Source organism: Bacillus cereus group sp. BfR-BA-01383 (assembly GCF_022663495.1).
Taxonomy (GTDB): Bacteria; Bacillota; Bacilli; order Bacillales; family Bacillaceae_G; genus Bacillus_A; species Bacillus_A cereus_AU.
Genome location: NZ_JAKUFP010000001.1, coordinates 190,317 through 204,319, shown reverse-complemented (window position 1 = coordinate 204,319; position 14,003 = coordinate 190,317). Strand labels below are relative to the sequence as shown.

The window sequence follows — 14,003 nt, the reverse complement described above, 5'->3', positions numbered from 1 at the left end:
ATTAACTTTTAAATATACATTATTAGGGGGAAGAAAGATGAAGAAGTTTTTATCAATATCGTTTGCACTTATTTTAATTGTAAGTATGTTCAGTGCTTGTAGTAATGGGGAAGAAAAGGCTACTGAAAAAAATGAAAAAGTACTTGTTATGGGTACTTCAGCGGACTATAAACCTTATGAATACGTGGAAGCGTCAAAGAGCGATGAAATCATCGGATTTGACATTGATATCGCAAAATATATCGGAAAAGAACTTGGCTATGAAGTGAAAGTGAAAGATATGGATTTTGGTGGTTTATTAGCATCTCTTAGCTCAGGAAAAGTTGATTTCGTTATGGCAGGTATGACGCCAACTGCAGAGCGTAAAAATAATGTTGATTTCACAGATATATATTTTGTTGCTAATAACATGATTGTTTCTAAAAAGGATTCTAACATTAAATCAGTAGAAGATTTAAAAGGGAAAAAAGTAGGGGTACAAACAGGATCTATTCAAGAAGAAAAGGCAGCTGAATTTAAAAAACAAGTTGATTTCAAAGCTGAGGGACGTGACCGTATACCAGAAATCGTACAAGAAATTAAAGCGGGTCGTTTTGATGCAGCGATTTTAGAAGATACAGTAGCGAAAAATTATTTAGAGAAAATGAAAGAATTACAAGGAATTGAAATTAAAGAAGCACCAGAAGAAGTAGGAGCAGCAATTGCCCTTCCGAAAAACAGTGATAAAACAGAAGAATTTAATAAGGTAATTAAGAAAATGCAAGAAAATGGAGAAATGGATAAATTAGTGAAGAAGTGGTTTGGCAGCGAAAAATAAGCTGCCTTTCACTTTTCTGTGAGGGGAATGAAAAGGATGAATCTAGATTTTTCGGCAATTACGCCTTCAATACCATATATATTAAAAGGGCTAGAGGTTACTTTGCAAATTGTAGCTGCATCAGCTTTGGCAGGATTTATTTTAGGGATGTTATTAGCGCTTTGTAAAATTGCTAGAATACGAGCATTAAATATTGCAGCAGATATTTATACATCAATTTTTCGTGGTACACCGCTAGTATTGCAATTAATGATTATTTATTTCGGTGTTCCGCAAATGATTGGGTATGAGATACCGGCCTTTTTAGCAGCTGTACTTGCATTTAGTTTAAATTCAGGTGCATATATGTCAGAAGTAATTCGTGCCGGCATTCAAGCAGTTGATAAAGGACAAACAGAAGCGGCTATGGCTTTAGGGGTTCCTTACGGAAAAATGATGAGAAATATTATTTTTCCTCAAGCTTTAAAAAATATATTACCAGCACTTGTAAACGAGTTTGCGACTCTTACGAAAGAATCGGCTGTAGTAACTGTAATTGGAGCGACAGATTTAATGCGTCGTGCTTACATTGTAGGCGGTGAAACGTTTAAATATCTTGAGCCATTACTATTTGTTGGACTGATTTATTATATGCTAGTCATTATTCTTACATTAGTCGGGAAAGCCATTGAAGGGAGAATGAAAAAAAGTGATTAAAATTGAAAACCTTCATAAGTCATTTGGGAAAAATGAAGTATTAAAAGGGATTACGACAACGCTTGAAAAAGGAGAAGTTGTTGCAATTATCGGGCCGTCGGGATCAGGAAAATCAACATTTTTACGTTGTATGAATATGTTAGAAGCACCGACAAATGGTCACATTTGGATTGGAACGGAAGAAGTAACGAACCCGAAAACGAATATCATGCATGTTCGTGAAAATGTCGGAATGGTATTTCAGCATTTTCACCTATTCCCTCATATGACGGTATTAGAAAATATTACGTATGCTCCTATTAATGTAAAAGGAGTAACGAAGCAAGAAGCGGAAAAGAAAGCAGAGAAACTTTTAGAAAAAGTAGGATTATTAGATAAAAAAGATACGTATCCGAATCGTCTTTCAGGAGGACAAAAGCAACGTGTAGCAATTGCAAGAGCGTTAGCGATGGAACCGGAAGTTATGTTATTTGATGAACCAACATCAGCACTAGATCCAGAAATGGTGAAAGAAGTGCTAGAAGTTATGAAATCATTAGTAACGACAGGAATGACGATGGCTATCGTTACACACGAAATGGGATTTGCAAAAGAAGTGGCAGATCGTGTTCTTTTCTTAGACGGAGGAAAGCTTGTAGAAGATAGTGCCCCAGAAGAATTTTTTGCAGCACCGAAGAGTGAACGTGCGCAACAATTTTTACAAAAGATATTGTAATATGTAAAGGTTAGGTGAATAATAAGCAGAAAAGGATGACATTGTGTCATCCTTTTTTTATACTAACTTTAAATACATTTATACATATAGGAGCAATGATATGTTTAAAATTGGATATCGTACAGTCAAAACAGCGCTTGGAACAGGGGCAGCGGTTTTTCTTGCTCAGTTATTAGGATTAGAATTTTATAGTTCAGCGGGTATTTTAGTTATATTATGTGTACAAAATACGAAGCGTAAATCACTTCAAGTATCGTTACATCGTTTTTTAGCTTGTGTATTATCAATGGCATTCGCGTTTTGTATTTTTGAAACAATTGGTTATACACCACTTGCGATTAGTGTATTATTACTTACATTTATCCCGACTGCAGTTATGTTTAAAATTCAAGAAGGGATTGTCACGAGCTCAGTTATTGTCATGCATCTATATTCATTGAAACACATTACATGGCTTATAGTTGGAAATGAAATTGCTATATTAACGATAGGGATTAGTGTGGCGCTATTAGTGAATATGTATATGCCAAGTAGTGAAAATAAGCTAAGAGAGTATCAGGATACAATAGAAAGTAATTTTAAAACAATTTTGTTTGAAATGGTTGTTTATTTGCGAAATAGAGAAAGTAGTTGGAGTGGGGCAGAACTCATCGAAACCGAGAACATGCTAAATGAAGCGAGAGATTTATCGTTTAAGAAACTTGAGAATGCATTTATGCGAGAAGATGACTATTACTATCGTTATTTCAATATGCGCATGCAACAATTTGAAATTTTGGAGCGGATGATACCATTAGCTGCGTCATTATCTTGGACGTATGAACAAGCTGATATGATTGCAGACGTAATTGAAAATATAGGGAATTCTATTCGTCCTGAAAGTACAGGGGTCATTTCGTTAAGACAACTGCAAGAAATGCGAGAAGTATTTAGAGAAATGCCTTTACCAGTCACACGAGAAGAATTTGAAATACGTGCAAAACTCGTTCAACTTGTTTATGAGATGGAGCAATATTTACTCATTAAAAGTCGTTTTAAGGGAAAGGATAATATAAAAGAACTTATATAGAAGGTAGGAATTATGTATGCCGTATCTTCTTTCTTTATTATTATGCCTTTCTTTATCACCGATTTGGCCTCTTGGTGATAATCCACGTGCCGGTGATCCTTTCATTATTGTAAATAAAGCGACGAATAAACTAGCTTACATAGACGATGGAAAGATTCAAAAGGTTTTTCCAGTAGCGACAGGAAAAACAAATGAATTAACCCCAGAAGGAACTTTTGATATTGTAATGAAAGCGAAGGATCCGTACTATATTGCAAAGGATATTCCGGGGGGATCACCAAAAAATCCACTTGGATCAAGGTGGATGGGATTTAATGCAAGAGAAACTGATGGGAGTAAATATGGAATACATGGAACAAACCAACCTAGTTCAATTGGAAAGTATATTTCACAAGGATGTATAAGAATGAAAAAAAACGATGTGGAATATTTATTTGATCGTATTCCAATTGGAACGAAAGTATGGATTGTGAAATCAAAAAAATCCTTTCAGCAATTGGCAAAAGAAAAAGGTGCTATTGCATATGAAAAAGCCAACGAAAAGGTTGGCTTTTTCTTTTATTATAAGTTGTCTTGACATGTGTACATAAGCATGCGTTAATGAAGATATAGAAAGATAAAAAAAGAAAAAGGGGTTGCTCATATGTACTTGAATCCAAAAATCTCGTATATGCAGTTTTTTATTGGTTTTCTATTTGTGATTACATTCATATTGGCAACTTTTAATATATGTTCTTATGTTGTAGCGATTATATTGATGGCACTGCTTAATCTTACATTTGTTATTGGGGCATTTCAGCAGAAACAGTATACAAGTTTTGTAATAGCATTAGTAATGGCATTTTCCTTTAGTATTGTAGCAATTATGATTTATACAAAATAAACCATCTCGATTTCGAGATGGTTTATTTTATGATGTGTAAAAAGTAAAAAAAGGACGAGTGAGTCGTCCTTTTTACCAAAACATACTTGCGCCAGTAAGTAGTGTTGTTACAAGTATAGAAATTAACATTATATAAACCATAATTTTTTGAGCTTTTTTATGCATCGTTAAACCTCCTTGCAAATCAGTACCATTTCATTGTAACGAGAAATGAAATTATGGACAAGGGGAGAGCAAGGACAAAATTCGGGAAGGGGTTGCAAAATATAACAGGAAATTTGCGTATGAGTAGAGAATATATTAAAAGATAGATGGTTAATTTTTTTATGCAAGCTGAAGAATGGAGATACGATGATGAAAATATATGAAACAAATCGTTTACATTTAAGGGAAATTGATGAGTCGTATGCGGAAAAAGTTCTTCAATATTACGACAGAAATCGTGAATTTTTAAAAGCTTGGGAAGAGTATAGACCGGAGGGTTTTTTTACATTAGATTATCAAAAGAAAAGGTTACAAAAGGATAGAAAAGAGTTTGCAGAAGGAAAGATTATTAGGTTATGGATTTTTAAAAAGGGTGATGATACGAAAATAATTGGATGTATTTCATTTAATTTAATCGTTCGTGGTATTTATCAATCTTGTGTACTCAGTTACAAATTAGATAAAGAAGAGTTGAATAAAGGCTATACGACAGAAGCGCTTAGAAAAGCAATTCAAGTTGCTTTTGAGGAATCTCATTTACATCGTATAGAAGCGCCGATTATGCCACGTAATTTAGCATCTATACAAGTAGTGACGAAGATAGGCTTTCAATATGAGGGAGTATCTAGGAAGATGTTAATGGTAAATGGCGTGTGGGAAGATCATATGCGCTGGGTATTGTTAAATGAATAATAGGAAGCAGATGGTTATCTAGACATATAAACCATCTGTTTTTTGTCTTGTATTTCGAAACTTTTGTGAAATTCTGTTATAATTAGTAGTGTTACATACATAATGGTAGTGCAGGAGGCGCAGTCTTATGATTAATCAAGAACGTTTAGTAAATGAATTTATGGAATTAGTACAAGTAGATTCTGAAACGAAATTTGAAGCAGAAATCTGCAAAGTATTAACAGAGAAATTTACAGCTTTAGGTGTAGAAGTATTTGAAGATGACACAATGGCTGTAACTGGTCATGGTGCAGGTAACTTAATTTGTACTTTACCAGCAACAAAAGATGGTGTTGATACAATTTACTTTACTTCTCATATGGATACAGTAGTTCCTGGTAATGGCATTAAGCCTTCTATTAAAGATGGATATATCGTATCAGATGGTACTACAATTTTAGGTGCGGATGATAAAGCGGGATTAGCATCAATGTTTGAAGCAATTCGCGTTTTAAAAGAGAAAAACATCCCTCATGGTAAAATTGAATTTATTATTACAGTTGGAGAAGAATCTGGTCTTATTGGTGCAAAAGCGTTAGACCGTGAGCGTATTACAGCGAAGTATGGTTACGCATTAGATAGCGATGGAAAAGTTGGTGAAATCGTTGTTGCAGCTCCAACACAAGCGAAAGTGAACGCAATTATTCGCGGGAAAACAGCTCACGCTGGTGTAGCACCGGAAAAAGGTGTATCTGCAATTACGATCGCTGCGAAAGCAATTGCAAAGATGCCACTTGGTCGTATTGATTCTGAAACGACTGCAAATATTGGTCGTTTTGAAGGTGGTACACAAACAAATATCGTTTGCGATCATGTACAAATCTTTGCGGAAGCTCGTTCTTTAATTAATGAGAAAATGGAAGTCCAAGTTGCGAAAATGAAAGAAGCATTTGAAACAACTGCAAAAGAAATGGGCGGTCAAGCAGACGTTGAAGTAAACGTTATGTACCCAGGTTTTAAATTTGCTGATGGCGACCATGTTGTAGAAGTTGCAAAACGTGCAGCTGAAAAAATTGGTCGTACACCTTCTCTACACCAAAGTGGTGGCGGAAGTGATGCAAACGTAATTGCAGGACATGGTATTCCAACAGTGAACTTAGCAGTTGGTTATGAAGAAATTCATACAACAAACGAGAAGATTCCTGTTGAAGAGTTAGCAAAAACAGCAGAATTAGTTGTTGCGATTATTGAAGAAGTAGCGAAGTAAGTAATAAAGTAAAAAAGACGTGTGAACCAATTATGGTTTACACGTCTTTTTTTATTTTGATTCAATTGCTCTCACAAGGCGGATAAGCCAGTATAAGAAAATCCATGGCAGTATATAAGTTGTTACGATACTTAGTAAACGAGGGAGGAGTCCGGCTGTATTAATATTAAAAATCGGGAGTAGTAAGTAATTAATTAAGATGATTAATATAATAATGAGAAAGGTATAGTTGAGTTTACTATTTGATTTCATAATAAGTCACTCCTTTTACAATAATATCCATCTTTTATGTTAAGTATAGCAAAAATAAGGATAAAAAGAATAAGTAATTATTATATTGTACATGAGTTTGATATAATAAAGGAACGAACGTTCTCTGGAGGGAGTGAGTACTATGCGAGAAATGTATCCGAAAAATGGTCGTGTAATTTTGCATGTAGATATGAATTGTTTTTTCGCATCTGTTGAGATTGCTCATGACCCATCATTACAAGGAAAACCACTAGCGGTTGCAGGAAATGAAAAAGAGAGAAAAGGAATTATCATAACATGTAGTTATGAGGCGCGAGAATATGGTATACGTACGACGATGCCTCTTTGGGAAGCGAAAAGGTTATGTCCACAATTAGTTGTAAGGCGTCCTAATTTTACATTATATCGCGAAGCTTCATTTCAAATGTTTCAAATACTTTCCCGTTTTACAGAAAAAATACAACCAGTTTCTATAGATGAAGGATATTTAGATATTACAGATTGCTACGCACTTGGTTCGCCTCTTGAAATAGCAAAGATGATTCAACAAGCACTATTAACAGAGTTACAGCTTCCATGTAGTATTGGAATCGCTCCAAACCTTTTCCTAGCAAAAACGGCTTCTGATATGAAAAAACCACTTGGCATTACTGTACTTCGAAAACGTGATATCCCAGAAATGATTTGGCCACTTCCAGTTGAAGCAATGCATGGAATTGGACAGAAGACAGCTGAAAAATTAAATGACATTCATATACTGACAATTGAACAGTTAGCAAAGGGAGACGAGCATATCATTCGCGCTAAAATTGGAAAACATGGTGTTGATTTACAACGGCGTGCAAAAGGCATGGATGATAGGGAAGTTGATCCGAGTCAAATGGGACAACATAAAAGCGTTGGTAATTCGACGACTTTTTCAAAGGATATGGATGAAGAGAAAGAATTACTTGATATGTTAGAACGTTTATCAAAATCAGTGAGTAAAAGATTACAAAAGCGAACTCTTGTCAGCTATAATATTCAAATTACGATTAAATACCATGATAGACGGACGGTAACACGGAGTAAGCAATTGAAAAATGCAATTTGGGAAGAACGAGATATTTTTCAAGCAGCCTCCCGTTTATGGAAGCAACATTGGGATGGTGATTCCGTTCGTTTACTAGGTGTTACAGCTACTGAAATAGAGTGGAAGACAGAATCGGTGAAACAATTAGATTTGTTTTCGTTTGAAGAGGATGCAAAAAAAGAACCGCTACTTGCTGTTATTGATCAAATTAATGATAAGTATGGGACACCGCTTTTACAGCGAGGTAGTCAACTATTACGTAAGCAAGAGAAGTCGTTTCAACAAAAATTAGAAAATAAGTTTATGTAGAAGATATTATGAATATAAACCCTTCTTTTTTTAGATAGAACAGAGAATCCGGCCATGCGTAGAAGCGGTCAGATCCTTTTTTAGCCCCAAACCAAGTTAAAACAAAAAGATTGAAAGAGTATGGATTACTTCAAGTTATTTCAAGCAGTTTCTAATAACTTGAAAATAAAAAATTAATGAACATAAAAAAAGCACTGATTACAGTGCTTTTTTTTATAAATTACGAGATTGTAGGATTTTCAAAAATAACAATCTCTGAACTATTTGTTGTTGAAACGCGTTGTGCGTAATATGTTAAAGCGGAAGAAATATATGTTGGCAACGTCTCATTTGTATGTGATGTTGTATATTCATGAATTAATTCTTTTAAAGTCGTCCATTCTAGTTGTGCTGGGTGATCAGAAACGAAAGAACTTACCCAGCGATCAAATGAAGATGAAAAATCAGTTTGTAAACGAAATACTTCTTTCATAATAAAACGCTCCTTTAAATGTGGTACAATCATTTTAACACAAAGTACGAACGATGGATAAATTTTTTAAGTATAACGTTCGTGTTATATAGTTGTCTAGATGATTGGTTATATAAATTCAATTTGCCATTTGAAATAACATTCCGTAAGATGAAAGATAGATTATATAAAGAGCTGGAGGAAAGAAAGTGGAATTTGTATTTTTAGGAACTGGTGCAGGTGTTCCTTCAAAAGGAAGGAATGTTTCAGCAATTGCTTTGCAATTGTTAGAAGAACGAGGACAGACTTGGTTATTTGACTGTGGTGAAGCGACGCAACATCAAATATTACATACGTCTGTACGTCCGCGCCGTATTGAAAAAATATTTATTACGCATTTACATGGCGATCATATTTTTGGATTACCTGGTTTATTGGGCAGCCGTTCGTTTCAAGGTGGAATAACACCGTTAACAGTGTACGGGCCAAAAGGAATTAAACAATTTATTGAAGTAGCATTATCGGTAAGTACGACACATGTCAAATATCCACTTGAAGTTGTTGAGATAGAGGAAGAAGGCACCGTGTTTGAAGATAATGAGTTCTATGTGGAAACGAAAAGACTTTCACATGGCATTGAATGTTTTGGATACCGTATTGTAGAGAAAGATATACAAGGAGCACTTTTAGTCGATAAGCTGTTAGAAATGGGTGTGAAACCGGGTCCGATTTTCAAACGTTTAAAAGATGGAGAAGTAGTTGAGTTAGAGAATGGTACAATGTTAAATGGAAAAGATTTTATCGGTCCGCCTCAAAAAGGGAGAATTATTACCATTTTAGGTGATACACGATATTGCGAAGCGAGTAGAGAGCTAGCACAAGACGCCGATGTACTTGTTCATGAGGCAACTTTTGCGGCAGAAGACGAACAACAAGCGTATGATTATTTCCATTCCACATCTAAGCAAGCTGCGAGTATTGCACTTCAAGCAAATGCGAAACGATTAATATTGACTCATATTAGTTCTCGTTATCAAGGAGATACATATAAGGAATTATTGGAAGAAGCAAGGGAGTTATTTTCTAATACGGAAATAGCAACGGATTTGAAATCATTTCCAGTATAAAAATAATAATTTCATGAAAAAATGGTGACATCGGTTTACCATTTTTTTATTTCTAAAAAAAATTTAAAATAAAACTGTTATCATTTCATACTTATACTTGGATAATACAGAAATTTATAATGGTTTGAGTATATAAGGTAAAAATACATTTTAACGATTATGTAGAAAAACTGTTATATAAGAAGATGTACGTACAAGTAATACAAAGAAGAAAAGAAGACTTTTATTCAGAAACTTTAAAATTCAATAAAAGTAAGCGTTTAATAAAAAACGAGCTATAATGAGGGCACATTATAATTTACATCATACGTGTTAGCCATTTTTTGTAACAAACGAAATTGACTAAATAGTGAGAGAGCAACATGGAGATTATTATAAGGAAAGATATTACTATTATTTGTACTATATCTTTTTCCACTCTTTAGTTTTAAAGCGCAAACGGTATGAAAGCGATAGGATCTTTAGCAAGTGTAGCTGTTGCAAGTTTCTTAGTAGAAGCTTTTCAATTATACGTTGGTGGAGATTTAATTGGTATACCATTCTTTAAAAGAAGTCGAAAAATCAGTAGGTAGTCTAAGCAGAGTAGTGGGGGCAACTTTAGTTACATTAGTAATGGGTGTATCACCTTTTTATGCTATGCTTGTAGGGGCTTCTGTGTTAAACTTTGGATTGCTACCAGGATTTATTGCTGGTATTTTATATCATTTTAAATGAAAGTAATGCTATATTTCTTATGTACTATGGTATCTGGTATTATTTCAGGATATATTGGTTCACTTTTATTCAAAAACTATCCAATTCGTACAGCGGAGCAAATTCGTGGTACGGCTGGAAAAGCAGCAGATGCGGTAGCTTAATAGAATAGTAGAAAATAATTTTCATAGAGGTTTAGGGGGAGTTATAATGAAGTATCGCTCGGTATTTGATATTATTGGTCCAGTTATGATTGGTCCATCAAGTTCACATACAGCAGGGGCAGCAAGAATGGGGCAAGTTGCTCGCCAGCTGTTTCGTCATGAACCAGAGAGAGTTAGCATTTCATTATATGGATCATTTGCAAAAACGTATCGTGGGCACGGTACGGATGTAGCGTTAATTGGTGGAATACTTGGATTTGAAACGGATGATTTACGTATTCCAAGCGCGTTAGACATTGCAAAAGAACGCGGAATTGAAGTGGAATTCATTGAAGAAGATGCAAATGCTCCGCACCCGAATACAGCGAAAATTCGTCTGTATAAAGGTGAAGAGGAAATCGAAGTTGTTGCATGTTCTATTGGTGGTGGTAAGATCGAGGTTGTAGAGTTAAACGGCTTTGATCTGCAATTATCAGGAACAAGCCCAGCACTTCTTATTGTAAATAACGATCGCTTTGGTGCTATTGCAGCAGTAGCTTCAATCCTTGCGAAACATGAGATTAACATTAGTACAATGAGTGTTTCTCGTAAAGAAAAAGGAAGAAGAGCACTTATGGTCATCGAAACAGATGAATTGTTAGCAGATGAAGTGATTGAAGAGATAAACGGGCAACAAAATATTTGTCAAGTAACCATTATGGATTAATTGCAGGGGGGACACACCATGTTTCGGAACGCAGCGGAACTAGTGGCGCAAGCTAAAGAACAAAATGTAAAAATTGCAGAAATTATGATTCAATGTGAAATGGAAACAAGAAGTATTTCACGTGAAGAAGTAATTGCTGGTATGGAAAAGAACTTAGTCGTGATGGAACAAGCAGTAGAACGCGGTATTCGCGGTGTGAAATCACCGACTGGTTTAACTGGCGGAGATGCTGTAAAAGTTCAAACGTATATGAATAGCGGAAAAGGGTTATCTGGAGATACGATTTTGGATGCTGTGAGTAAAGCGGTCGCAACAAATGAAGTAAACGCGGCGATGGGAATCATTTGTGCAACACCAACAGCAGGTTCTGCTGGAACAGTGCCAGGCGTACTGTTTGCACTGAAAGGAAAATTACAGCCTACACGTGAAGAGATGATTGAATTTTTATTTACAGCAGGAGCTTTCGGTATGGTTGTTGCGAATAATGCTTGTATTTCTGGTGCTGCAGGAGGATGTCAAGCTGAAGTAGGTTCAGCAAGTGGGATGGCAGCCGCAGCCGCAGTTGAGATGGCTGGTGGAACACCAGATCAAGCAGCTACAGCGATGGCAATTTCATTAAAGAACATGCTTGGTTTAGTATGCGATCCGGTTGCAGGACTTGTAGAAGTACCTTGTGTGAAACGTAATGCAGCAGGCGCTGCAAATGCGATGATTTCAGCTGATTTATCATTAGCTGGTGTAACTAGTACAATTCCATGTGATGAAGTGATTGAGGCAATGTTTAGAATTGGACAAACGATGCCAGTAGCACTTCGTGAAACAGCTGAGGGTGGACTTGCAGCAACACCGACAGGTCGTCGTCTGCAAGAAGAGATTTTTGGGAAGAGTAATAACTAAAAATATAGGATTATAGAAAATGGAGCTCAAGTAAGGTTGAGCTCCATTTTTTATTTTTCTTTTGTTAATTGTTCTAATGTTTTTCCAAGATCATGTGATCGTTTCGTTGCTTGTGTAATACATGAAATTAATGCTTGTTGAAAATTATGCTCCAGTAACACTTCAATACCTGCTTCAGTTGTTCCCCCAGGAGAAGTAATTTCTTTTCGCAAAATAGAAGGGTGTTTTTCGCTTGCTTTTAGCATTTCAGCAGCACCAATCATCGTCTGAAGAATAAGTGATTTTGCAACATCTTCTTTTAAACCAATTTTTTTTGCTGCTTCTTCCATCGCCTCTACTACGTAATAAATATAAGCTGGTCCACTTCCGGATAATGCAGTGACAGCATGCATATCTTCTTCCTCTACAACAGAGACGAGACCGATTGTTTCAAATAACGATGTTGCAATGCGAATATGTGCCTCCGTTGCGTGTTCTGAAGGTGAGATAGCGGTAGCGGATTTTAAAATAGCCGCAGATGTATTTGGCATCGCACGAATAATCGGAACGTCTTTTTGAAGTAGGTTTCTAATTGAATGAGTAGAAACACCTGCTAATAACGAGATAATAAGCAAATTAGGATCCGTATATTCTTTAAGCGGGATAATTGCTTCTGCAACATCTTTTGGTTTCATCGCTAGAAAAAGAATATTTGCATTAGCAAGTAGTTCTTTTTTGTTATGCGTACCTTTAACACCGTACTTTTTATGTAGTTCCTGTAATCTTGTTTCGTTAGAACGATTACTTACGGTAATTTGTTCGCCTTTAACAACATTTGCTTGTACCAAGCCACCAATAATTGCTTCGGCAATGGAGCCTGCACCGAGAAAGGAAATATTTTGAATAGACATGATGTTCCTCCTTAAAATTTGGTTAGAAATTCTTATAAATGTACATACATTCGTTTTTTTATAGAAAACACCTCTTTTTATCTGAAAATAATGACAAATTAATAAGGAAGTTGTAAACTGAAGAGGTATTCATTTTTGAACCGGAAAGAGACAGGGGGGCTAGGCATGACGGCGATTCACCGAATGGAGATTCCTGTGCCATTTGCAGTTGAGACAGTGAATGTGTTTTTAGTTGAGGGGGAGACATTAACGCTAATTGATACAGGGACGAATACAGAAGGAGCAAGGAGTGCGTTAGAAAGCCAATTAGGTGCATTAGGATATACGATTGAAGATATTAAAACGGTAGTGATTACACATCATCATGCGGATCATTGTGGGCTGTTAAATATATTCTCTGAGGAAACAAATATTATTGGACACCCTTGGAATGAGCCTTGGATCACACAAAATCCACAATTTTTAAAGTGGTATCATGAGTTTTTTAAAGAGACAGCCTTGCAGTTCGGTGTTCCAGCAGCATTTTTGAAAGATGAGGAATTATTGACGACAAAGACACTAAAATATTCTTGTAATAGATCGTTAACGCATACTGTGAGAGAGGGAGATTGTATTGATTCTCTGCCTGGGTTTACAGTAATTGAAACACCAGGTCATGCTTCTACTCATATTTCTTTATATAGAGAATCTGATGGAATATTAATTGGTGGTGATGCTCTCATTAGTCATATTTCTTCGAATCCAATCTTAGAACCACCATATGAAGGGCAAACAGAAAGGGCACGTCCATTACTACAATATAATCAAACGTTAAAACGTTTAAGTGAAATGAATATTTCACGTATTTTATCAGGACATGGGGAAGATGTTCTAAATGTGAAACAACTTATTGAAACGAGGTTACAAAAGCAAGAAACACGTGCGTTTAAAGTGCTTGAGTTATTGAAGGAAAAACCAATGACAGCATTTGAAGTATGTGTAAAACTATTCCCAGTATTATATAAGGAGCAATTGCCACTTACTATCTCAGAAACTGTTGGACAATTAGACTTTTTAGCATATAATCAACAAGTGATGATTGATGAGTCTTCGCAACAATTGATTTATTATGCAAAGTAG

Annotated in this window: 18 protein-coding genes and 1 pseudogene; 15 read left to right on the top strand and 4 right to left on the bottom strand. The window is 35.6% G+C overall.

Translation table 11 applies throughout. The annotated features are described in order from the left end of the window. Window positions 1-37: 37 nt before the first annotated feature. From MR065_RS01175 to MR065_RS01150, 6 genes are all read left to right on the top strand, one after another. Window positions 38-817: a transporter substrate-binding domain-containing protein gene (locus MR065_RS01175; RefSeq protein WP_242212218.1), complete on the top strand. Its 780-nt coding sequence runs from the start codon at window positions 38-40 to the stop codon at window positions 815-817. 36 nt (window positions 818-853) lie between these two features. After that, window positions 854-1,513 (top strand): amino acid ABC transporter permease, encoded by a 660-nt coding sequence (locus tag MR065_RS01170; protein ID WP_097902603.1) that lies wholly within the window; start codon window positions 854-856, stop codon window positions 1,511-1,513. After that, the gene (locus MR065_RS01165) at window positions 1,506-2,228 is read left to right on the top strand and encodes an amino acid ABC transporter ATP-binding protein (protein ID WP_242212217.1); all 723 of its coding nucleotides are present in this window, start codon (window positions 1,506-1,508) and stop codon (window positions 2,226-2,228) included. The genes MR065_RS01170 and MR065_RS01165 overlap by 8 nt, the downstream gene beginning before the upstream one ends. Window positions 2,229-2,328: 100 nt before the next feature. After that, window positions 2,329-3,297, top strand: coding sequence for an aromatic acid exporter family protein (locus MR065_RS01160; RefSeq protein ID WP_242212216.1), 969 nt, complete (start codon window positions 2,329-2,331; stop codon window positions 3,295-3,297). A gap of 16 nt (window positions 3,298-3,313) precedes the next feature. Then, window positions 3,314-3,874 (top strand): L,D-transpeptidase, encoded by a 561-nt coding sequence (locus MR065_RS01155; protein ID WP_097902600.1) that lies wholly within the window; start codon window positions 3,314-3,316, stop codon window positions 3,872-3,874. Between the two features lie 66 nt (window positions 3,875-3,940). Continuing rightward, on the top strand, window positions 3,941-4,180 hold the full coding sequence (locus MR065_RS01150; protein ID WP_097902599.1) for a DUF3894 domain-containing protein: 240 nt from the start codon (window positions 3,941-3,943) through the stop codon (window positions 4,178-4,180). Between the two features lie 72 nt (window positions 4,181-4,252). Here the strand turns inward: MR065_RS01150 and prli42 are convergent, their stop codons facing one another. After that, complete coding sequence (prli42, locus tag MR065_RS01145; protein ID WP_150985251.1) at window positions 4,253-4,345, bottom strand: stressosome-associated protein Prli42; 93 nt, start codon at window positions 4,343-4,345, stop codon at window positions 4,253-4,255. Window positions 4,346-4,531: 186 nt separating this feature from the next. Here prli42 and MR065_RS01140 point away from each other — a divergent pair, with 186 nt between their 5' ends. Both MR065_RS01140 and MR065_RS01135 read left to right on the top strand, forming a co-directional pair. Then, window positions 4,532-5,077 carry a GNAT family N-acetyltransferase gene (locus tag MR065_RS01140; RefSeq protein WP_141436243.1) on the top strand — a complete coding sequence of 182 codons (546 nt, stop codon included), beginning with the start codon at window positions 4,532-4,534 and terminating at the stop codon, window positions 5,075-5,077. 127 nt (window positions 5,078-5,204) lie between these two features. Further along, entirely contained in the window at window positions 5,205-6,323 is a 1,119-nt protein-coding gene (locus MR065_RS01135) for a tripeptidase T (protein WP_242212215.1), read from the top strand. Between the two features lie 51 nt (window positions 6,324-6,374). Here the strand turns inward: MR065_RS01135 and MR065_RS01130 are convergent, their stop codons facing one another. After that, complete coding sequence (locus MR065_RS01130) at window positions 6,375-6,575, bottom strand: hypothetical protein (RefSeq protein WP_242212214.1); 201 nt, start codon at window positions 6,573-6,575, stop codon at window positions 6,375-6,377. Between the two features lie 142 nt (window positions 6,576-6,717). Between MR065_RS01130 and MR065_RS01125 the strand changes: the two genes are divergently transcribed. Next, complete coding sequence (locus MR065_RS01125; protein ID WP_242212213.1) at window positions 6,718-7,956, top strand: DNA polymerase IV; 1,239 nt, start codon at window positions 6,718-6,720, stop codon at window positions 7,954-7,956. A gap of 220 nt (window positions 7,957-8,176) precedes the next feature. On the opposite strand, the gene MR065_RS01120 is transcribed toward MR065_RS01125, so the two are convergent. Further along, a complete protein-coding gene (locus MR065_RS01120; RefSeq protein WP_002111702.1) occupies window positions 8,177-8,428 on the bottom strand; it encodes a DUF3932 family protein in 252 nt (83 codons plus the stop codon). A gap of 188 nt (window positions 8,429-8,616) precedes the next feature. Here MR065_RS01120 and rnz point away from each other — a divergent pair, with 188 nt between their 5' ends. The 5 genes and pseudogenes from rnz (at window position 8,617) to sdaAA (ending at window position 11,994) form a co-directional block, all read left to right on the top strand. Continuing rightward, entirely contained in the window at window positions 8,617-9,534 is a 918-nt protein-coding gene (gene rnz / locus MR065_RS01115) for a ribonuclease Z (protein WP_097902592.1), read from the top strand. A 384-nt stretch (window positions 9,535-9,918) separates the two neighbouring features. Beyond that, window positions 9,919-10,242 (top strand): annotated as a pseudogene (locus MR065_RS27655) (PTS sugar transporter subunit IIC); the annotation flags it as partial. 11 nt (window positions 10,243-10,253) lie between these two features. Further along, window positions 10,254-10,391, top strand: a complete 138-nt coding sequence (locus MR065_RS01105; RefSeq protein WP_242212212.1) for a hypothetical protein — start codon at window positions 10,254-10,256, stop codon at window positions 10,389-10,391. Between the two features lie 46 nt (window positions 10,392-10,437). Next, window positions 10,438-11,097 carry an L-serine ammonia-lyase, iron-sulfur-dependent subunit beta gene (gene sdaAB, locus MR065_RS01100; protein ID WP_002173372.1) on the top strand — a complete coding sequence of 220 codons (660 nt, stop codon included), beginning with the start codon at window positions 10,438-10,440 and terminating at the stop codon, window positions 11,095-11,097. An 18-nt stretch (window positions 11,098-11,115) separates the two neighbouring features. Continuing rightward, window positions 11,116-11,994 carry an L-serine ammonia-lyase, iron-sulfur-dependent, subunit alpha gene (sdaAA, locus tag MR065_RS01095; protein ID WP_242212211.1) on the top strand — a complete coding sequence of 293 codons (879 nt, stop codon included), beginning with the start codon at window positions 11,116-11,118 and terminating at the stop codon, window positions 11,992-11,994. A gap of 50 nt (window positions 11,995-12,044) precedes the next feature. On the opposite strand, the gene proI is transcribed toward sdaAA, so the two are convergent. After that, window positions 12,045-12,884 (bottom strand): pyrroline-5-carboxylate reductase ProI, encoded by an 840-nt coding sequence (gene proI / locus MR065_RS01090; RefSeq protein WP_242212210.1) that lies wholly within the window; start codon window positions 12,882-12,884, stop codon window positions 12,045-12,047. 165 nt (window positions 12,885-13,049) lie between these two features. Here proI and MR065_RS01085 point away from each other — a divergent pair, with 165 nt between their 5' ends. After that, window positions 13,050-14,003: an MBL fold metallo-hydrolase gene (locus MR065_RS01085; protein ID WP_097902588.1), complete on the top strand. Its 954-nt coding sequence runs from the start codon at window positions 13,050-13,052 to the stop codon at window positions 14,001-14,003.